The organism is uncultured Lawsonella sp. (assembly GCF_947252745.1).
In the GTDB taxonomy this organism is placed as follows: domain Bacteria; phylum Actinomycetota; class Actinomycetes; order Mycobacteriales; family Mycobacteriaceae; genus Lawsonella.
Window position 1 is genome coordinate 391707 of sequence record NZ_CAMXWW010000002.1, and the last position, 21568, is coordinate 413274.

Genomic DNA, 21568 nt, shown 5'->3' on the forward strand with positions numbered 1-21568 from the left:
ACGCGTCTTTAGAAGTGTGACCTGTCTCAGAAATAACCAGTCACTAAGAGGGGTGACGTGTCTCCGGCGGGTCCGCCAACAAATCCTCCACCGACGGCAAAACTTCCCGCCACTCGCCCGCACTCAGCCACTCCCGCACCGCCAACGTCGCCCGCACATCATCCTCGTTATAGGCCAGAATGCGAGCCCGCGCCTGCTGCGCCATCGCCTTCGCCTCCGCACTCCCATACCGGGCACCCGGCCGCACCGCCTGCGCATGCCAGGCAATAGACGCCTCCCCACTCGGCTCCTCATCCCGCCACTGGAACCCCGCCACCGGCGCCACCTTCTTCAACCCCAGCCCGTACACCCCCACAAACTGGCGCTCCACCAGGCGGAACACATCCACCCAGTGAGGTCCATCCACTAGCTCCCGCACCTCCGCCTCCGACGGCATCGCCGTATAGTCGGCAAACGTCCGCACATTCGACAGCATCCACTGCCGCTCCCCCGCCTGCGCATAGCAGTACACCAGACAGGACAGCCCCTCCTCCGCAGCCCGCCGACGCAGCCGCGACACCCACTGCCACAGCCGCACAAAACACTCTGCGGTGCTTCGATTCGGCAGCTTTCGCCACGTCACATACGGCCGGTAGCCCGGCACGGCGGCATCCCCCTCCACCGCCATCGCCTGCACCGCCTCCTCACTGGTGTACGTCAGCAGCGCCCCCCACAGGTAGGCGCCGTCATCCAGCACACTCTCCATATCAATGTCGATCTCCACATCGGCGCGTGGCACCTCCACCACACCCTCCTGCCGGATCACCGCGAAACCCGCCAAGCTGGCGCGGGCCAACGCCACCGCCGTCTCGAAGGAACCCCCCGGCCAATGCTCCGGCTGCACCACATCCAGGGCGGCCAACTGGGCAACAGTGTGGATATTCTCCTCCGCCAACGCCTCCGCCTGTGCCGCCGACACCACCAGGCTCACGTCGTCACGGATCGTGAGGTCCCGCCGGCACAGGGTGTCCCACCAGCCACAATTGTGGCATTCAGAGCGGCGGCGAGAACGTGTGGGCAACTGGCGAAGCGTCTCCCGCGGGGTCAGCGACTCCACATCTTCGTCCGCCAGCTCGTCATCCAACTCCTCCACCAGCTCTTCTCGCAGCTCAAACTGGGCGAGGTAGTTCGGGAGGGACTCCTCCAGCCAGTGCACAATGGCACACTGGCCGCGCATGTCAATAACGCCACCCTGCCCCGTCGCGGGAATCCCATGCGCCTGCATCAGTAGCCACAGGTGGGTGAGCCGCAGCTGATCGCGCGTATGGTGACGGAGCCGCAACTCCGGCCTCGGCTGCGGGTCCCACCCGTCCAACCCGGAGGTATGCGGGACAAGCGAAGGGCGGGAAAGCTTCTCCACCGGAATGTGGGGTGGACGTGGCGCGGTCGATGCGCGCACATCATAGGTTTTGTGGTTGACGGTGATGACGGGGGCGTAGTGTTCCCCGTCCGCCGCGAGCATAAGGATGCAGCTAGCACCCGCCCGGCCGGTCTCCGGATCATCGGGCAGATAGGCGCCGCAGATGACGGGGGTGTGTTGGGTGATAGCCTGCTGGGTGGCTTCCCATGCGGCGGACTCGTCGGTAGGCAGGAGGGCGGCGCCGTAGTCCTCCGCGAGGCGCAGGTAGATGTGCTCCATGCGGTTTCGGCTGGCCTGCGCGCGGTGCTCTACCCCAATGGGTTTTGTGGGCTCCGGAAGGATGGGGGTGGTGGAGCCGATGCGATCGAGAAGGAAGCGGTGGTCGCAGCCGAAGAGATCCTCGGCAGCAATGGGGTCTCCTTTAATGGGATCTGCTGCAATGGGGTTGCTGTCCATGCCACGTCCTTTCCTCTCCGGCCTTTGTGACAAGGGCGCTCCCCAGAGAACACACGATGCTGCTTTTTAGTCTAAACAATGAGCCCGCACTGGTGGATAGTGCATGGGAGAGTTTTTGCTGTGAGAGAGAATTCGCGTATCCGGCGTTGATAACGTCCCGATTAACTGCAGGTTTTCCGCACTGAAAGTAGACTGCAAAGTAACTGCATCTCATCTCTAACACGCAGGTGGCCCCATCCTAGGTGTAGAGAAAGAGGAAGGTAAAACTCTATGTTCAGTAAGAATTCGTCCGAAGATAAGGCCGCTAAGCAGGCCGACAAGGCCGCCGAGAAGGCCCAGAAGAAGGCCGAAAAGCTACAGGCTAAGCTCCAGAAGAAAGCCGACAAGAAGCTCGCCCAGGCGCAGAAGAAGGCTGATAAGCTGAGCGCCAAGCTGCAGGAAAAGTTGGAAAAGAAGGCTGCCAAGAAGGAAAAGAAAGTCCGCGAGGCTGCCGAGAAGATGACCGCCAAGGCCGAAAAGCAGGCTTCCGAGGTTGACTCCAAGGTGAAGGCCGCCAACGACAAGGCTGCCAAGAAGGCTCAGAAGAAGGCCGACAAGGTCCAGTCCAAGCTGGAGAAGGTCACCGAGAAGCTCGCCAAGGAAGCCGAAAAGCAGGCCGACAAGGCTTCCACCAAGGTGACCGCCGCCACCGGCCTGGTTGCCACGGTGGTCGACAATGCCGCTGACGCCGCCAAGAAGGCAGCCGCCAACCTGCAGGACAACGCTGGCGATGCCGGCGAGGCCGTGAAGAAGGGCACCGAAAAGGCCGCGAAGGCTGCCGCCCGCGCCCAAAAGAAGGCCGAGAAGAAACTGGCTGCCGCCCAAAAAAAAGCGCGTAAGGGGCTAGCGAAAGCAGATAAGGCGGGAGAAAAGAAAGCCGCCAAGGCTGCCAAGGTAGCTTCTTCCAAGCAGGCTGAGGTGGAAAAGGACGGCAAGAAGGCGCTGGAGGGCACCAAGAAGGATACCCAGAAGGCAGCCAAGGCGGTCTCCGCCAAAGCTGACGATGCCCACACCAGCCTGAAAGAACTGGCCAACAGCACCGCCGACACCCTGGCCAAGTCCAACCCCAAGACGGACAAGCAGGCCAAGCGCGCCATCAAGGCCGCCAAGAAGATGGAGAGCAGCAAAGCAACCAAGCCGCTGCTGAAGCGGCTGAAGGGGCGCACCAACAAGGCTGCCAAGGTGGGCACCACCCTGGCACCGAGCCTTCTCCCCATCATCTACACCGCTGCCGGTGTGCTCGCGACCTACCTTAAGGGACGCGACGACTAACACCCGATAGCACCAATGGAAGAGCCGCCCGGGAACAGGTCAACCGGGCGGCTCTTCACTTGTATTTGATAGTTCATCCCGGACTATCAAAACCCATGGCAGCCAACAACTGGCACTCCCTTACCAGCTGTCGCTGATAACCCATGGGCGCCTACGAGGCGACGCGTCCACTCCAGCGCGGAGTGGACGCGTCAACCAACCAGCCTTCCCGGAGGGGCACCACACCAGTCTCCGGGGAAGGGGATGGGGAGACTTAGGTGTTGATGATGTGGGCGATGATCGGGAGGATCTTGCCGTTCCAGATCTTGAGCGGGATAAAGGAAGGTCCGCCCATGGAGACCAGGCGCTGCGTGGCAACCGTGGTGCTCTCCGTGTACTTGAGGATGCCGTCCTTGCCGTGGCGGCGGCCCACACCGGACTCTTTGTAGCCACCCATCGGGGCGTGTACGGAAGCCCAGCCGGGGCCGTAGCCCTCGTTCACCGACACGGTGCCGGTATTGAGCTGGCGGGCGATCTCCTCACCGTCGTGGTAGGTCTTGCCCCAGACGGAGGAGTTCAGGCCATAGTTAGTGTCGTTGGCGCGCTCGATGGCTTCCTCAATGGAGTCCACCGGGTACACAGAGACCAGCGGGCCGAAGGTTTCCTTGGTGCGGCAGAGGGCATCCTCCGGTACATCAATGAGGATGGTGGGCTGGATGTAGAGCGGGCCCACCTCGGGCAGGCGCTTGCCGCCCCAGAAGATCGTGGCGCCCTTCTCCACCGCATCCTTGATGTGGCTTTCGATGGTGTCCATCTGCTGCTGGGAGATGATGGAGCCGTATTCGGTGGCGTAGTCGTAGTTCGCGGCGATGACCAGCTTGTCCAGACGCTCCTTGAGGGCTTTGAGGAAGTCCTGGTAGATGTCGCGCTCCACGTAGACGCGCTCAATGGAGATGCAGAGCTGGCCGGAGTTGGAGAACATGCCGCGCATGGAGACCTCGGCGCAGTTCTTCAGGTCGGCACCCTTCTGGACGATCATGGCGTTCTTGCCGCCGAGCTCGGCGGAGTAGTTCACCAGGCGACGGCCGGTCTGCTCGCCCAGCAGCTTGCCGGTCTTGGTGGAACCGGTAAACATGAGGTAGTCGCAATTATTGGCCAGAACGTTACCAACGACGGAGCCGCGACCAGTGACAACCTGGAAAACATCGCGAGGAACACCAGCCTGGTAAAGGAGCTTAGCGCAGCGAAGCGCTGAATAGGGAGTTTGTGAATCTGGTTTCAAAACGATGGTGTTACCAGCAATCATGGCGGGTATAGCATCGGAAATAGCGAGGTTGAAGGGGTAGTTCCAGGGGGCAACAACGCCTACCACGCCTTTTGGCTTGCGGTAGACAACAGTCTTGGTGACGACAGGGAGCATCCCAGGTACTCGCTTCGGCTTTAACATGGCAGGGCCATGGTTGCTGTAGTAGCGAGCATTGATGGAGACGTCCATGATCTCTTCTAATGCAGCGGCACGAGCTTTGCCGGTTTCACACTGGATAATGTCAGCGGACTCTTCACGTTTCCCCAAAATGAGCTGGTGGTAGCGGCGGAAGATCTTGGCGCGTTCCTTCACGGGAACCTGCGCCCACGCCTTTTGAGCTTTGCGGGCACGTTCGACGGCAGCCAGTGCGTCTTCTTCGGTGGCACGCGGCATGTGGCCAATAATGTCACCAGTAAAGTTCTCGGTGATGTCTTCGGTCTCGCGGCAACTGTGGTCCTTCTGATAGTCGGGGATGGCGACGAGGGTTTCCAGTTCGCGGAAGACGGAGGGAAGCGGGCGTCCGGGCATGAGTAGCAGTCCTTTACGAGTAGTGGACGGTTTTCTCGGAACGGAACCAGCCAAAGAACTAGAGCTGCTGGGAAGCTACCGCGGGCGGGAGGTGTTTCCCCTATCCGCAATAGTTCCGTTGTGCTAATCAGGGAGTCGTCTGGTTCGTTCCTGTACCCTATATTGTGTAACGAGCATCACACAGATGTGGGTCATTGCTAGGATAATCACACTCAGCTAATTTTGGACTAGCTTACCTGGGAAAACACTAGAAACTAATTGCCATACATTAGTGGGAAACTCGGAATATTTCCTTCTTTCCCGATACAGAAAACTGTCCGTCAACAGCCACAACATCCCCCACATGCAACTGACGACCCCGTTGGCAACAGACCTCCCCATTCACCTCAACCAAACCCTCCGCAATAGCCTCCTTCGCCATCGCACCAGACTCCACCGCCCCCGCCAACTTCAGAAACTGGCCCAGACGAATCATCTCATCCCGAATCACCACGTCAACCACAACAACACCTCAACTCCCCGCCAGCACCACACGCCAGCACACAAACACCACCACCAGCAACGGTGACGGCCCCACCCAACACAGACAGCACCATCACCACACCAGTACCTTTCACCGCCCAGCCTACCCCGCGGCAACCACCCCCCACACCACCAGCCCGGGCGATACATTAACAAGGTGACTACCACCGCAGAACACACCAGCCCGGCCGACCCCACCAACCCCGAACCGCTCCAACGGCTCACAGACGGCACCGTCAAACAGGTCAACCCCTTCACCGGCACAGAAGTGTGGACTGTCCCCGGCCGCTCCAACCGACCCCTCCCCCACGCCCTCCCCGCACCCCAACACCTCAGCTCCGACGCCCACACCAACACCTGCGACTTCTGCAGCGACAACTACATCCGCACCACCCCCGAAAAAATGCGGCTCGTCGACGGACAACTCCACAAAGAACTCCTTCCCCACGACGCCACGCAACGCCCCGCCGACTTCCGCCTCATCGGCAACCTCTTCGAAATCGTCTCCCTCGACTACTGGAAAACCAACTACGGCTACCAGATCTCCGACCGCGCCCGCGCCCACCAAGAGCGCTACCTCGCCGACCCCGAAGGCCGCCACCACATCCGCCAACTCATCAACACCGTCTGGCAAGCCCACCACCGATGCGCCCCCAGCGACGTCCCCGACTTCACCGACGCCCAACTCCGCGAAGCCTCCGAACCCTTCTTCGGCGGCTGCCACGACGTCGTCATCGCCCGCCGCCACTACATCGACGGCGCCACTAGCAGCGACCAACTCTGCGCCTCCGGCAACCTCACCCCCGCCGAACACGCCGACTTCCTCACCCTCAGCATCCTTGCCCAAGAACAGCTCTACGCCGAAAACAACCGCGCCAAATACGTCTCCGTCTTCCAAAACTGGCTCCGACCCGCCGGCGCCAGCTTCGACCACCTCCACAAGCAACTCGTCGCCATCGACGAACTCCCCGCCAAAACCCAGCGAGAACTCCTCCGCCTGGCCAACAACTCTGAACTCTACCTCCACTACGGCCCCCGCTACGCCCACAACCAACACCTCGTGCTCATGGAAAACGAGCACGCCATCGCCTACGCCAGCTACGGCCACCGCTACCCCAGCCTGGAAATCTACAGCAAACACCCCGACCTCCAACCCTGGGACATGGACGCCGACCAACTCCGCGGCGTCAGCGACGTCCTCCACGCCTGCCACGCCGCCACCGGCTCCGCCGTCCCCATCAACGAAGAGTGGTACACCCGCCCCCGTGACGTCAGCCCCGCCGACGCCACCATCCCCTGGCACATCGTCCTCAAGTGGCGCGTCAACACCCTCGCCGGCTTCGAAGGCGCCACCGGCATCTACCTCAACACCATCGACCCCTGGTCCCTCCGCGACAAAGTAGGCCCCCGCCTGCATGAACTCGCAAGCGAGGGCCTCATCGCCGACGGGCTAGAACTCAACTAGCCAGCCGGTTGGGGATGCCTGCCGGTTGGGAGTGCCTGTCGATTGGGGATGCCGGCCACTCCCAAGCAGCCACTAGCATCCCCGAGCACTCTCAAGCACCTCAAGCATCTTCCAGCGTCTAGTAAGGTGTAGGGGCATCCGACGCCTTCGGGCTATGCCACTTGCACACATACTGGGCGCCTGGGTAGCAGCCGGCTTCATTCATGTAGACCTGCCAGTACAAGGGCTTACCACCATAAGTGTCCTGGTGGCGGGCATCATCAATGTCCATGGTGACAGAGCTCGACAGCACCTCAATGGGCTTATTCGGCCGCATCGTAAAGAAGTGCTCCGTGTTGGTGGAGACCAGGCGGATCGCCAACCGGTGGCCCTTGCGGAGGACCCAATCATTCGGCAGCGCCTGGAACGTGAGGTCGCTCGTACCCTTCCGCACCAGCGCCGCACCCCGCGTCATGAGCAGGGTTTTGCCGTTGGGGGCAATGTCGTAAATGTTGGCGTTAATGCTGGCGCCCTCCCACAGCAGTGCCTGCATGCGCTGCATTACCGTAGCCTTCCCGGCCACCTGGCCGTACTTGCCGGTCTCGCCGTCATAGCGCACCTTCGCCCGCACCTTCACGTTGCCGGAAAGATGCAGGTCCCGGACCTGGCGTGGGAGATACGCCCAAATGCCTTTCTCCACGTTACGGGCTTCCGCATCCCCCTGTGTGCTGGCCATGCCACCACCAACGGTACGGGCGGCTACCGCAGAGCCAAACTTCACCGTGCCACGCGGGCCTTCGAAGGTAACGGTGCGGTTGGGCAGCGGCCAGGAGGCCTGGCTACGCCACCGGCCGATATTGTCCTGCACAATGAAGTTCGGGTAGTTGCGGGTGGTGGCACCCTTCAGGTACTTGGCGTAGAAGTCCATGACCTCCGTGAAGAAGCCCGGGCGGCCCACCTTCAAGTTGCCCTTCTCGTCCTTTTCGTTGCCGCGCACATGGTCCCACATGCCCAGCCAGCCACGGGTAGGGGCCTTGCGGTTCTTCAGCAGCTCCACCAGACCATCCGGCTGGGTGTTGTCCTCGATGAGGCCCGCGGAGATGAAGATCGGCACTGGGGACTTGTTGGCCTTCGCGGTGAACTCGCGGTCCCGCCAGTACTTGTGGCTGCGGATCGGGTCGATGCTGTTGCGGAGATTGTCGGAGAGGCAGTGCGGGTTGGCCAGCTCGTACACGCTGTTTTTGAGGTAGCGCTCGGTGTCGTGGAACACGCGGCCAGGGCTCACGGCGATTTCGTCGTAGGCGATGCTGGTGCCCACCGCGTTGTAGTAGGGCACCTCGTTGTTGTACATGTACGTGTAGCCCTCCATGGCGGGCTCCTGTGACACTACCGCCGCGAGGCCGCGGGGCTGGTTGGCGGCGGCGATGAGGCCGGTGGACCCGTCATAGGACTTGCCGAAGAGGCCGACGCGCCCATTGGTCCAGGGCTGGGAGGCGGCCCACTCGACTGCCGTCATCACATCCTGCTGCTCGCCGGGGCCATTCCAGTCCAGGCAGCCGGTGGAGGCGCCGGTGCCACGCAGGTCCACTTGAATCCACGTGTAGCCGGCTTCCATGACGTGGGCTTCGTTGATGAAGTCCTTGAAGCGCGGGTTGGGGTGGTTGGGGATGGTGGGGTTGAGGAGGGTGAGGCCGCGTTCGGGCGGGAAGACGATACCGGTGAGGCCGAGGTCTGCCAGATGGTTGAAGTAGGGGCCTACCGACATAATGACCGGGGTCCGCACGTTGTCCGGAATACCTTTGGGGCGCAACACATCCGCGTGGATGGTGGTGCCGTCTGGGGTGGTGAAGTAGTGCTCTGTCCAGTTGGCGTGCTTATTCCAGTAAACGGTGCGCGGGTTCTGCAGGCTGGCTGGGGCGAAGGTGAGGCCGGTTCTGCTGGAGGTGTCGGCGCTGCTGGTTGCCGGGGCGGGGCTCAGGCCGGGGGCGGCTTGGGCAGGTGCAGCGGCGGGAAGCGTGCCGGCTAGCAGCGCCACGGTGGCGGCACTGGCCAGACCAGCGCTCAGGCGGGAAGGCAGGCTGGTAACCAGGCTGCTGGAGAATGCGCTGGCCCAGGGGGTGGCCGGGCGGGTGGAGTTCAGTAGTGTACGCATGGCTTCAGTGTAGGTGACAAGGGGAGGGGGCGGGAGGGGATTACAGGGTAGGGACAGTGCCGGGATAGTAGCCAGCCTTCTCCACATAGGTCTTCCAGTAGGCGGGTGTGGCGCCGTAGGTGGGGGCAGTCTGCCCGCCGCCCACTGGAACCGTCAACCAGCTGCGCAGGATCTGCACTTTCCCGCCGGTAGGGACGTGCGCGTACACCTCCACGTTGGTATTGACCAGGCGCAGCGCCAGCCGGTGGCCCTTGCGGAGGGTCCAGTCGGTGGGGAAGGTGCGGAAGGTAGTCTGCTTGTGGCCGGCGGTGACGGGGGTGGCGCCGCGGGTGATGAGCATGGCTTTGCCGTTGGGGGCAATGTCATAGAGGTCCGCGATAACGTTGAGCCCATCATCCAGGGTGGAGAGCATGAGCCGGATGTCCATGCGGCCTTCGATGCGAAGGTCCTGCCGCTGGGCAAGGTAGACGCTCCAGATACCATCCTTCGTGTTGGCGCGGGCAGCGACGGTGGCGGGTAGTGCTTTCCCGCCGGTGGTGGTGGCGGCGCCGACAGCGAGACCGTTATCGGTAATAAGTCCGCGCGGGCCGTCCAGCTGGAGTTGGCGTACCTGCTGGGGCCAGGCAGCCTGGGTGCGCCAGCCGGTGGTGGTGTGGATGATGAAGTTGGGGTAGCCCTTGGCGGGGGCGCCCTTCAGGTAGTGGTCGTAGAAGTCCATCACCTCGGTGAAGAAGCCAGGTCGGCCGATCTTGGGGGTGCCGTTCTCGTCTGTGTCGTTGCCGCGGATGTGGTTCCACATGCCGAGCCAGCCGCGGGTGGGGGCTTTGCGGTTCTGGAGGAGGGTTTGCAACCCGTCGGGGCGAGTGTTGTCCTCGATGAAGCCTTGGGTGATGAAGAGGGGGACGGGGCTCTTGTTGGCTTTGGCGACTATTGTGCGCTGCGACCAGTAGGGGCCGTTGGGGTCAGGGCTGTACTGGTTGCGGGAGTTGTCGATGACGCAGTGCGGGTGGGGGAACTCGTAGAGGCTGTTGCGCAGGTAGTAGGGGGTGTCGTTGAATGGGCGGCCGGGGGTGGCGGCGATCTGCCCGTACCAGGTGCCCATGAAGAGGGCGTTATAGTAGGGCACTCGGTTGTGGAAGATGTAGGTGTAGGGGTCGAAGATGGGTTCCTGGGAGACGACGGCGGCCAGGCCTTGGGGGGCGTTGGCGACGCCAGCGAGGCCGGTGCCTCCGTCATAGGACTTGCCGTAGAGGCCGACTTTGCCGGTGGACCAGGATTGGGCGGCGGCCCAGCGGACGGCGGCGGAGACGTCTTGTTGTTCGCCCGGTCCGCCGTAGTCGAGGCAGCCGGTGGAGCCGCCGGTGCCGCGGGTGTCGACCTGCACGAAGGCGTAGCCGCGCTCCATCAGGTGGGTGCCATCAATGAGGTCTTGGAAACGGGTGGAGGGTTCGGTGGGGCGGCCGAATTCCGGTGTGGTGCCGTTGAGGGCTCCTAGGTAGCCCTGGTCGGTGAGGTGGTTGGTGTAGGGGCTGACGGTCATGATGACCGGGATGCGGGCGCCTTTGGGGAGGTTTTTGGGGCGCAGGATGTCGGCGTGCAGGATGGTGCCGTCTGGGGTGCGGAAGTACGCTTCGACCCATTCGGCTGTGCTGTTCCAGGGGACTGCACGGGGTTTTTCGGTGCGTACGGTGGGGGGGTGTGCTGGTGACGGCGGCGGGGCCGGTGACGGCGCGGGTGGCGCCGGGCGCAGCGTCGAGGGTGGCGCCGGGCGCAGGTGTGCTGAGCACACCCGGGTTTAGGGCGTCGGCGGTGACGGGGTCAGTGTCGGCAGTGGCGGGGACGGCGCCAGCGGTGGCGGGTAGCAGTCCGGCCGCTAGGGTGAGAGCGGCGGCGCTAGCAAAGCTGGCGGATATAAAGGTACGAAGTGTTGCACGCATGGCTCTTATTGTAGGGAAGCCCACTGCCCTAGGTGACGTGTCATTTCACCCTTTTTGGCCATGAATGCGCTGGTCAGTTGGGGTAGTCCAAATGACCACACAGCATTACACTATAAACATGAGTAACACCAGCAACAACGATGAGGGGGCGCTTGCCGCTTCCGGCGCTGCTCACCACACCAGCCCCCAGGGACACGTCACCCCCCGACGCATCCCCCCACGTGCAGGCCACCTCACCCGCAGCTACCTCCACCCCACCCGTAGCAAAGCTGCCAAACTTGGCCTCGCCGGCGCAGCCCTTTCCCTCGTCGCCACCAGCATCGCCACCATCAGCCCCGCCTACGCCCTCGACCTCACCCCCAAAGGCATCGACGTCGCCAGCCACCAACACCCCTTCGGAGAAAGCGTCAACTGGCTCAAAGTCCGCCTCGGCGGCTACAGCTTCGCCATCATCAAAGCCACCGAAGGCACCGGCTACATCAACCCCTACTTCGATCAGAACCGCGACGGCGCCCACCTCGCCGGCATGATCGTCGGCAGCTACCACTACGCCCGCCCCGACCAAGACCCCATCAAGCAGGCCCTCCACTACGCAGACACCATCAAATGCCAAAAGCTGCCCCTGGAAATGCCGCCCGTCCTGGACCTTGAGGAAACCGGCGGTCTCCACCCCATCCTCCTGCAAGGCTGGACCGCCGTCTTCCTGACCACCCTCAACCTGCGCTGCGCCACCAACACCATGGTGTACACCTACCCCTACTTTTGGCGCACCGCCATGCGCAACACCCCACTATTCAGCTTCGCCCCCCTCTGGATCGCCGACTACAACGGCAGCACCGAACCCACTCAGCCACTCCCCGGCGGCTGGCGCAACTGGAATATTTGGCAGTACTCCAGCTGGGGACAAGTACCTGGCGTCAACACCGCAGTAGACCTTGACAAATTTAACGGCGGCTACGTCAGCCTGGCCGCATTTAGCTTGCGCCAAAAAACCGTACCCACCGTGCCCACCATTGCTGTGCGTGGAAAGTGGCAGGTAGACCCCGATTATTTGAAGAAAGCACTCCGCCAGGCCAAAACTGGACGCCCAGCCGCACCCCTCTACAAGGCACCCACCGGCGTAGACCCCGTTAAGCTCTACCAGACCACCGTCCAGCGTGGCCCGGCTGCGCCACGCAATTAGCTACTCGCGCTAGCAGCGCAGCCATGCGGCGTCGCCTGGAAGTTGATGCACGCGGCGTGATTGTGCAGTCGATGCTAACGAAGAACCTTCGTACCCGTGGCCTGCGTTGGATTAATAGCTTCCTCTCAGCTGGCTACTATATTGCGAATTGTGAGGTTCATCACACTCGGCGTGTGCGCTCTAAACCGATTCCGTCCGCGACCTGGGGAAAAAGATCACAAATAAGTTCACATACGGATGCCCAGTTCAGTTGCCATGAAACAATTACCTTAAAACCACCAATGACCTGCATACCGTCCTTTACCATAAGCAACTAGCCGGAATTAATGTGAGTACGTCTTGGAACTATGTCCAAATAGCACTTGCGTTCAGCGCCTCGACGCATGGGAGCACTGAGGCCTGGGACCGGTGTGTGGCTAAGCCAGCCACACCTCTCATCCTCCCTCTTGGCTCGCCAGAGCCAGAGGCACCAGTTAGGAAACTAGTGTGAAGACACGTATTGCAGCCGGCCTGGTGTGCCTCGCTGCTGCTCTTGGCCTCGGTGCCGGCGCCGCCAACGCCGCCGAAGCCCCCGCAGAGCAGTCGCCCGCCCTCGCCGGAATAACTCTTGATATGCCTGCGGTCGACCTTCAAGCCCCGGACGCTCCAGCCAGTCCCCTCCTGCCGTCCACCTCGGACGTGTTGAAGTTCATGGCTGACAGCCTCACCCTCGTAGGCCGCGACGTCCTGCAACCCGCCGGCACACAGAGCATCCTCCTTCCCTCCATCGTTGGCTCCCTCAACAAGAAGGGTGACGACGCCAACAAGGACAAGAAGGCTGACAACGCTGGCAAGTCCGGACTCAACGTCATCGGCGACCAGTTCGACGGCTTCTGGAAGGGAATCCAGGACACTCTCGGCGCAATCCCGCTGATCGGCAAAGCCATCCAAACTCCCATCAACGCCCTACGCATCAGCGACCCCTGGACCAACGACATCACCCGTGTCCTCCTCACCGTAGGACTCTTCCTCGCCCCGCTTAGCCCGCTCGCCGGCGTGGCTCTCGGCCTGGTCGCCGGTGTCGTCGTCGCCCTCGGCGCCTTCCTCGTGCCTGCCCTGCCGATTCTCGGCGTCGGCCTCTTTGGTGGCCTGGCGGCCGGCTTCTTCGCCTTCGGCGCTGGACTTGTGTCCGGTCTCGGCATCATCACCGTCACCCTGCTCGGCTTCCTACTCTTCTTCGGTGGCGGCATCGCCATGATTGTGGTGGGAGTTGTCACGCTCGGCGCCGCTGGTGCTGGCATCGCGCTCATTGTCGTGGGTGCCATCCTCGTGCTCATCTCGCCGTTCATCCTCCTCGGCCTTGCCCCCGGCATCGGATTCATCGTAGGTGCCTTCGTGGGTGCTGTGCTGCTGGCCATCGCTGGTGTGGCTGTCATGATCATCCCCGCTGTGATCGCCGGCCTCATTGCCGCTGCCGTGGCTGGTGGAATCACGCTCGTCATCGCCATCCCGGTTCTCGCCGTGATTGCGCTGGTCACTGGTGTGGCCATGATCCCCGCCGCCTTCATCGTCTGGGCCATCCAGGGTTCCACCCGCCCGGCCAATGAGAAGAGGCCCGGCAACGACGCCAAGCCCGCCGACAAGGACAAGAAGGCTGCCGACAAGGGCCCCAAGCCCGCCCCGGCTCCCGCCCCCGACGCCAAGAAGGCAGAGGACAAGAAGGCTGACGAGAAGAAGGCAAACCCGGCCAACCCCTGGGCTGCTGCTGCTCAGCCGGACTTCGCCCTCGCGGCCTAACAGTGACGCACTGCTAGCCCCCTTCGCACGTTAAATACATAACGTCACTCCGTGTGGCCCTGGTACCTCCAGTACTGGGGCCACACGTCTATAACAGGGTGCTACCCCGGAAGATGGGCCCGTGCTACCGTGCGACGCTCTCTTCTCCGAAAGAATCTGGGGCTACCGGCAAATGCTCACTAACTTACGCGCCGCGCTGACGTAGCTGGGAAAAAGATCATTCGTCCAATTGGGGGGTGTTTTTTGCCTCTAGGTGACGGCGGTGGGGGAACTCAATGGCAAAATATCGCGATAATTTTGTGATCCAGATCACAAAATAGTGATTTTTTTCCGTTCGTAATTTATCGGCATCTTAGCTGATTATCCGAGATTAACAGGTTTCCAAGATCGCAGAAAAATAACAAAATGCCATCTGAAAAGGAGTTTTGGACACATCACCAAAATAATGGTCCATTTCCTTCCCCCTCAAGACCCAAATGACCGGCAAACACAACGTGATAAACGCGTGAATCAGCGCCCAGCATTTACCGAAGCAGCACGTTCACCGGGTTACGATTACCGGTTCTGATCTGTAAAGTTATTGGTGAAAATCTGCACTTAATTGATCAGGATGGCTTGCCCATGAAAGCTCGGATCGCAGCGGCAGCGGTTGCCGTGTTTGCCGCGCTCGGCCTCGGCGCCGGCGCAGCAAACGCCACAGAAGCACCCGCATCCACCCCCGAACCTGCAAGCACCACCGCACCCATCACGCAGGTGGTTGACTCTGCACTGCACTCCATAGATCTCGGCCAGGACTCCACCCCCAAACCGGCGTCCCCAGCCAGCGATGTTCTGAAATTCCTCCAAGACGGCATCACCCTTGCTGGACGCGACGTACTACTGGGCGAACTCCGCAAGGACGACACCCCCAGGCCCAATCCCGACGACAGCGGCCTCATCTACGACAACCCTGCCCCACCCTTCGAGCTCCCCAACCTGGGACAAAAACCCGACAACAAGGGACCCGCCCCCGCCATCTTCGAATGGGCAGGCAAAGCCGCAGACGGACTCCTCGGCCTCTTCAGCTTCATCCCCTTCGTCAAAGACTTCCGCGACAGCCCCGCCTGGCAGAGTGACTACCTGCGCATCGGACTCGGCCTCAGCCTCATCACCGCACCCTTCGCACTAGTCACCGTACCCGCTGGCATCATCGGCGGCCTAGCCACCTCCTTCGTGCTCGCTACCATCGCCGCCTCCCCCGTCCTCTTCCTCGGCTTCGCCCTCGGATTCCCCTGGGGAGTACTGCCCGGCGTCCTACTCGGCCTCGTCGGCGGAATCTTCCTACTGCTGAGTGGCATCCTCATGCCGTTCTGGCTGATCGGCGGTGTCATTATGATTACCTTCGGCGCAATTGTGGTCGCTGGAGCAGCAGCAGCTGCTGCCCCAACGTCCCCGACTGTGGCAGTACCCGCATTCCTTGTAGGACTCGGTGCCCCCGCTGGTGGTGCGTTGATTGCCGCAGGTATTGTGGCCGTCATCTTCGGACTCATGCCGCTGCTGCCAGTGCTCATCTCACTGGGCATCATCGGCCTCGGCTTCACCGTCTTCATTATCCCGATCCTTATCGGCCTGGCCATTACCTCACCGCTGTGGCTCCCCATCTTCGCTGTCGTATTCTTCGGCTCCGCCCTCATCACCGTGCCGGTCGGCTTGCTTCTCGGCCTCCTCGCCGTCGCCATCTTCCCGATCGCGACCTACCTGGTCTGGCTGTGGCGCGGCCCCACCCACCCGGTCAAGGGCATGCCCGAACCCGGAAAGCGTGACCTCGACGCCGAAGACAAGGCCCTACAGGAAAACGGCAAGGCTAACTCCGCCCTCGAACGCCAGAAGGACCTTGCCAAGAAGGCCGAAAAGAGCAAGGAAGAGCGCAAAGCCGCTGCTGACAAGCTCGTCCTCATGAGCCTCCGCGACAACGTTACCCCCAAGAACCCCCTCAACGTCATCGGCGACTACATGGACTGGTTCTGGGACAGCATGCAGTGGTACCTCGGCCAGCTCCCCTTCATCGGCCCCTCCCTGCAGCGCGGCATCAACGCCATGCGCGCCAGCACCATGTGGAAGAGTGACCTCTTCCGCATCGGAGTCACCGTCACCTTGTTTGCTGTGGTCGTCATCCCGACGGTCGCAGTGGCAGCCTCCCTCGGCTTCTCCGCCTTGGCCGGCATCGCCACCGCCGTCATCACCGACCTTGTGCTCGCTCTACCCCTCCTGGGCCTTGGGCTCCTCCTCGGTGGAATCCTGCTCATCGTCGGCGCCATCTTCGTGCCGCTGCTGTTCCTCGCAGGTATAGCCGCCATTGTCATTGGTATCATTCTCATGATCAGCGGAATCACACTCTCCCTTACTGGAGCTTTAGTAGCTGGAGTACCAGTCGCGCTCCTTGGTGCACTGATTATCCTGGCAGGCCTGCTGGGTATGGGCATTGCGATCATCCCGCTGATCTGGATTCCGTTCTTTGCCCTCTTCGCCGTCCTGGCAGTGGTGGTCATCGTGCTGCTCTACGCAGTCGGCATGGTGCTCGCCGCACCGGTCGCCATCGGCCTCGGCCTGGCAGTCGCCGCAGTGCTCGCTGTTGTCCTCACCCCCATCGTCCCGATCGTCTCCATCCCGGTCGGCCTGGCCGTGCTGGGCATCGCCCTCATCTTCGGCCTAGTCCTCCCCACCCGCCCCAAGGGCGAGAAGGCACCGCGCGTCACTAAGGAAAACGACCCCGACTATCTCCCCAAGGACGAACGTCCCGCCCCCTCCGACACCAAGGAAGACGACAACATCCCCGGCATCGACCTGTGGAACGAAGAGGACGCCAAGGCAAACGCCACCAAGGACGCCAAGAAGGCCAAGAAAGACACCAAGAAAGACACCAAGAAAGCCGCTAACAAGAAGCTTCCCGGTGTCGGCCTCGGAACCCAATCCGACTACGGCCTCGCCAGCTAACACCCGGCACAACGTCCATCCCACAACCCCGAACACATAAAAGAAAGCCCCCGGACAACCCGGGGGCTTTCTTTTATGTCTATTGATCAGTTTCGGCTGGCCACTCAATACAGTCGACCGCCCTCGACCGCCCAGTGCAGTGAAACGCTCAGTAGGCGAAGTACTCTACACGGCTAGGTACACTACGCAGACTAATGCCATACGGCAGCCGCTGACGTGCAGTCCGCTACTTAGCGGCCTCGCTGGCCAGCTCGGCGCCGGAAGCAGCGTCAGCCCACACCGTCAACATATCCTTATTGGTGTCCTTGTTGTCATACTCCAGCTCCCACACCAAAGTGTCGTCACGATTCTCCAGCTCGACGGAATCAATCACGCCGCCCTTAGGAGTATTGTCAGCAATCACATCGCCCAGATCCGGCAGTTCAATGTCCGCCAGCAAGCGAATAATCTGCTGCTCGTCGCTGTCGGGAGCTTCCACCTCAGCCTTAGCGTTGGTCACCTTGCCGGTGTAATCCACATCCACCTCAACCAGCTGGTTAGCCGGGTTAAGGATAGTGACCTCCCACCGCTGGTCTTTGTCGCTGCGCTCCAGGCCGATCACCTTGCCGTTCGGGTGAGCCTTCTGAGCGGCGGTGATAGCGTTCTTCGCAGACTCCAGAGTAGCCTTCGACACCACAGTCTTCGTGGTGCCGTCGGAGGCGGTAACGGTACTGGTGGTGGCATCCTTGTTGTTATCGTCGCCGCAGCCAGCCAGCCCGAGAGCCAGGAGGGCAGCTACCGGTAGTGCGGCGATCTTCGTCATCTTGTTCAAGAAACACTCCTTTGAGGTTGCCGGGCGCGGTCTGCGGCCGGTTGGTAACGGGGTGCTCCCCGTCACGTGGACACTCTGTCCCTCCCAGCCTAACGGTATTCAGAGACCTCAGCTCGACAATATGTCTATTTCTGTGGGATACACCTGGGGTAACAGGTCCACCCCCTACCGTTGCCTGTGCTGTGTCTGCCCAGAGAAAATATTCTGGAGGGTGGCAATATGGCACCCACCTGGGTTATTTCTGCTGGATTAACGCAGTTGGTCAGCCATTCAACTACCCTGACACCAGATTTTTTTCTAGGCTGGTGGGTAAGAGTATCCACTTTTGGGGAGCTGTGCAGATGAACAAGCCCTGCCCTCTAAAAATGGGTGCCTCCCCAAATAGCCCAATCGCTTGACTGGACTATCCGCAACCTCAATACGGCACTGCTGCTGCGCTGCCCCGCATGGGACACGCCACGAGGTGCGTCGACACCGACGCCCTCACCGTGCCCGGATCCTAACAGGGGCCACCGCCCACCCCCGATGGTGGCCGCCCCACCGCAGCTCCGGCGCACTTTGGCAGCGCAGCGCACCCTACCGTACATGCCGGTTTCCAGGAGTATTTATGCCTGACCATCAGCAGATCGAAACCCCGCTGATCGCACACGGAATCACCGTCGTGGGAGAAGAGGGGCCCGCCTACGGCCCCCTCGACCTTGAGATCCCCGACAAGAAACTTGTGTTTCTCTCCGGTCGTGGCGGCTCCGGCCGCACCGCCCTCGCCCTCACCCTTTCGGGTCGCATGCGCCCCACCGCGGGCACCCTGGAGGTGTTTGGCCACACCAAGGTGAAACACATCCGCGAATCCGTCGCCATCGCCGGCGTGGATGCCATCGACGCACTGGACCGCAACATCAAAGTCCGTGACGTGCTCAACGAGCATCGCGCCTGGAGCCATGGCTGGGTGAAGTGGGTCGCCCGGGTGGACGACAACTATCGGGACCGCATCCTCGGACCCGTCTACGGTGAACGGTCCCTGCCCGACCTTGACCTCTATGTCAGCCAAATCCCCATGCTGGATCGCCTCCTCATCCGCATCGCCCTTTCCCTGCATCCCGCCCACCGCGGGCACATCCAGATGCTGGTGTTGGACGACCTGGAGCAGGTGCGTGAGCTCACTGACCGGGTTGTGCTCATCGATGTCCTGGAGCGGCTGTCCCAAAACATGCTGGTGATCGTCAACTCGGTGAACCCGCCGCCGGAGGAAATCTTCGATAACGCCATGGTCATCCCGCTGTTTACGGATCGCGCCCACGCCACCCCAAAACGCTCGGGACTACGGGAAACTCGCCTGGGGCGTATCAGCCGCAAGTGGGTCGTGTCGAAGGCACAGAACGTCCAGCACGAACTCACCATGGGGGTGGAAGATGTGCCGGACGAGCACATCCCACCCACCTCCACCAATAGCCACGGCGCCACCTACACCGACGCCAGCAAAGTGCCTGTTCCCCCCAACGCCCACGGCACCGGGAACACCAGATCCGCAGTGAACATCGCCAATGCGACCGCCGCCGCGGTGGAAGCAGAGTCCGATGCTGTGGAGGCGCAGGCGCTGGAAGCTGAGGTCGAGTCGGAGGCCGCCGCAGAAGCGCGTGCCGCAGCCGCAGCTGATTTGGGAACGGCTGCCTCATCCACTGCAGGTTCTGCTACCGCCGCACCTGCCACAGACACGGGGGAAAAGGAACACTAATATGTTTGCTTCATTGAATTTAGGAACGGAGCTCCGGCGTTTCCGGCGCTCTCGCCTCGGCAAACTCGCCATCATCGCTATCTGCGTCATCCCCCTCCTCTACTCCACCCTCTACTTGTGGAGCTTCTGGGATCCGTTCGGCAAACTCAACCGCGTCCCCGTCGCCTTCGTCAACGAGGACCAAGGCATGGTGGTGGCCGGGCAACCATTCAATGCCGGCGACCAGATCGAAGATAAGATCCGCCAAAACGACCAGTTAGACTGGGTGCCCACGAACGAAGAGGATGCTGTTGACGGGGTGCGTAACGGCAAGTATTACTTTGCGGTGATGCTGCCCAAGAACTTCTCCGAGGAGGTCGCCTCTCCCACCAGCGACCACCCGCAGAAAGCCACCGTCTATACCCACTACAATGACTCAAACGGCTGGCTGACCAGCCTCATCGGCCAGAATGCCATGCGTGTGTTTCTGGAAACAGTAAGCTCTGAGATTGGTCAACAGGCGGTCGATAAACTCCTTGTGGGAGTGCAGGAGGCCGGCAAAGGCCTCCACAAAGCCACCGTTGGCGCTCAACAGTTAGCGGACGGGGCGGTGCAGTTGAACGATGGTACCGGTCGACTCCAGGACGCCTCCTTACAGTTGGATGACGGTGCCCACCGTCTCTCGGAGGGCTCCGATAAGCTGGCCGCCGGCACCCAGCAACTGCACGACCAGCTCTTTGCCTTCCTCAAGAAGTTGACGGGCTTTACCCAGCAGATCCACGACTACCACGACCAGGCTCAGAAGATTTCCAGTGTGCAGGGGGCAACCTCGGATGAGCTGACGGCTGTAGCCGCAACTCTACGAACCAGCAGCGACCCGTCTGTGTGGGCGGCTGCCGACCAGCTAGACCACATGGCACACCGGCTCAAGACGGAAGGTGCTGGCCCCAGCTCCCAGCTGATGGCGGACCTCAACAAACTAGACACCGCCGCAACTGACCTAGACAATGGCCAGCTGCCCGGTAAGTTAGGCCAGCTGACGGATGGCGTGAACCAGCTGAACAATGGTGCCCATGAACTGTCCACGGGCCTCCATACGCTGCACAATGGCACCGGCCAGTTAGTGACGGGTGTGAACCAGCTGCACGATGGCTCCTCCCGTCTGTCGGCGGGTGCGAACGAGCTGTACACGAAGCTGGGGGAGGGCGCGAAAGCTGTCCCCAAGTGGTCGGAAGGGCACCGGAAGCAAGTGGCGGCGACGCTGGCCCAGCCAGTGAAATTAGCCGATAACACAGCCGGACATGAGCGTACCTTCGGGGGTGGTTTGGCCCCGTTCTTCTTCTGCTTGGCTCTCTACATTGGTGGCATTATCGCCTTCCTGCTGCTGCGTCCGCTGCAGGCGCGTGCGGTGGCCAGCGGGGTGAATCCGCTGCGGGCCGCCATGGACGGGTTCGCCCCGGCGGCCCTCATTGCCCTCATTCAGGCGCTAGTGATTGTGCTGGTGACGGATGCGACTGTGCCTCTGAACTCGGCGACAATGTTCGGCCTTATTGTGTTCACAATGCTGGTGGGCTTAGTGTTCATGGCGATGAACCAGATGCTCATTGTCTTACTAGGCCCAGGGCCTGGTCGCGTGGCCACTATGGCGTTACTCATGATTCAGATTTTGGCGTCGGGTGGTCTTTATCCGGTGGAGACCGAGCCCATTATCTGGAAGTGGTTGCATCCGATCTTGCCGATGAGCTACGCCGTCAACGGGTTCAGACAAACCTTGTATGGCAATTTCGACGGGCGTCTGGTCGAGGCGATCGTCGTGCTCTTTGTCTTCCTAGCACTCTTCTTGGGTATGACGGCGCTGGGTGCCCGCAGAGACAGAATGTGGGATATGGAGAAGCTGCACCCGTCAATCACCATCTAGGGGATCGACGCGGGGCGGCGCCTCCCTCTCCGCACAGGACAGTGTTATAGAGCACATAGTGGGCACCAACCCGTGGCCGGCTGCGGCTGCGGGTTGGTGCTTTATTTGTGGGTTAAGGGTCAAAAAGTGTGTCCGGAATCGCGGATTTTCACGGATTGACCT

General features: G+C 61.6%; 13 protein-coding genes. 7 read left to right on the top strand and 6 right to left on the bottom strand.

Annotation, left to right across the window (positions count from 1 at the left end):
* Positions 1-43 precede the first annotated feature (43 nt).
* The gene (locus tag Q0X28_RS03795) at positions 44-1855 is read right to left on the bottom strand and encodes a TM0106 family RecB-like putative nuclease (RefSeq protein WP_298576646.1); all 1812 of its coding nucleotides are present in this window, start codon (positions 1853-1855) and stop codon (positions 44-46) included.
* 270 nt (positions 1856-2125) lie between these two features.
* On the opposite strand from Q0X28_RS03795, the gene Q0X28_RS03800 reads away from it, so the two are divergent.
* Complete coding sequence (locus tag Q0X28_RS03800; protein WP_298576648.1) at positions 2126-3166, top strand: hypothetical protein; 1041 nt, start codon at positions 2126-2128, stop codon at positions 3164-3166.
* A gap of 253 nt (positions 3167-3419) precedes the next feature.
* Here the strand turns inward: Q0X28_RS03800 and Q0X28_RS03805 are convergent, their stop codons facing one another.
* Together Q0X28_RS03805 and Q0X28_RS03810 are read right to left on the bottom strand one after the other, a co-directional pair.
* Positions 3420-4979 (bottom strand): succinic semialdehyde dehydrogenase, encoded by a 1560-nt coding sequence (locus tag Q0X28_RS03805; RefSeq protein ID WP_298576650.1) that lies wholly within the window; start codon positions 4977-4979, stop codon positions 3420-3422.
* Positions 4980-5247: 268 nt separating this feature from the next.
* On the bottom strand, positions 5248-5481 hold the full coding sequence (locus Q0X28_RS03810; RefSeq protein ID WP_298576652.1) for an RNA-binding S4 domain-containing protein: 234 nt from the start codon (positions 5479-5481) through the stop codon (positions 5248-5250).
* Between the two features lie 177 nt (positions 5482-5658).
* Here Q0X28_RS03810 and Q0X28_RS03815 point away from each other — a divergent pair, with 177 nt between their 5' ends.
* Complete coding sequence (locus tag Q0X28_RS03815; protein ID WP_298576654.1) at positions 5659-6966, top strand: DUF4921 family protein; 1308 nt, start codon at positions 5659-5661, stop codon at positions 6964-6966.
* 118 nt (positions 6967-7084) lie between these two features.
* On the opposite strand, the gene Q0X28_RS03820 is transcribed toward Q0X28_RS03815, so the two are convergent.
* On the bottom strand, positions 7085-9097 hold the full coding sequence (locus Q0X28_RS03820; RefSeq protein ID WP_298576656.1) for a CocE/NonD family hydrolase: 2013 nt from the start codon (positions 9095-9097) through the stop codon (positions 7085-7087).
* Between the two features lie 40 nt (positions 9098-9137).
* The gene (locus tag Q0X28_RS03825) at positions 9138-10886 is read right to left on the bottom strand and encodes a CocE/NonD family hydrolase (protein WP_298576658.1); all 1749 of its coding nucleotides are present in this window, start codon (positions 10884-10886) and stop codon (positions 9138-9140) included.
* Between the two features lie 266 nt (positions 10887-11152).
* Here Q0X28_RS03825 and Q0X28_RS03830 point away from each other — a divergent pair, with 266 nt between their 5' ends.
* From Q0X28_RS03830 to Q0X28_RS03840, 3 genes are all read left to right on the top strand, one after another.
* A complete protein-coding gene (locus Q0X28_RS03830) occupies positions 11153-12217 on the top strand; it encodes a glycoside hydrolase family 25 protein (RefSeq protein ID WP_296239367.1) in 1065 nt (354 codons plus the stop codon).
* Positions 12218-12703: 486 nt separating this feature from the next.
* Positions 12704-13993, top strand: coding sequence for a hypothetical protein (locus tag Q0X28_RS03835; RefSeq protein ID WP_298576660.1), 1290 nt, complete (start codon positions 12704-12706; stop codon positions 13991-13993).
* 621 nt (positions 13994-14614) lie between these two features.
* The gene (locus tag Q0X28_RS03840) at positions 14615-16966 is read left to right on the top strand and encodes a hypothetical protein (protein ID WP_298576662.1); all 2352 of its coding nucleotides are present in this window, start codon (positions 14615-14617) and stop codon (positions 16964-16966) included.
* Between the two features lie 226 nt (positions 16967-17192).
* Here the strand turns inward: Q0X28_RS03840 and Q0X28_RS03845 are convergent, their stop codons facing one another.
* The gene (locus Q0X28_RS03845; RefSeq protein WP_298576693.1) at positions 17193-17768 is read right to left on the bottom strand and encodes a PepSY domain-containing protein; all 576 of its coding nucleotides are present in this window, start codon (positions 17766-17768) and stop codon (positions 17193-17195) included.
* 616 nt (positions 17769-18384) lie between these two features.
* On the opposite strand from Q0X28_RS03845, the gene Q0X28_RS03850 reads away from it, so the two are divergent.
* The gene (locus Q0X28_RS03850; RefSeq protein WP_298576664.1) at positions 18385-19509 is read left to right on the top strand and encodes an ATP-binding cassette domain-containing protein; all 1125 of its coding nucleotides are present in this window, start codon (positions 18385-18387) and stop codon (positions 19507-19509) included.
* Between the two features lies 1 nt (position 19510).
* On the top strand, positions 19511-21406 hold the full coding sequence (locus Q0X28_RS03855) for a YhgE/Pip domain-containing protein (RefSeq protein WP_298576666.1): 1896 nt from the start codon (positions 19511-19513) through the stop codon (positions 21404-21406).
* The last annotated feature ends 162 nt before the right edge of the window (positions 21407-21568 follow it).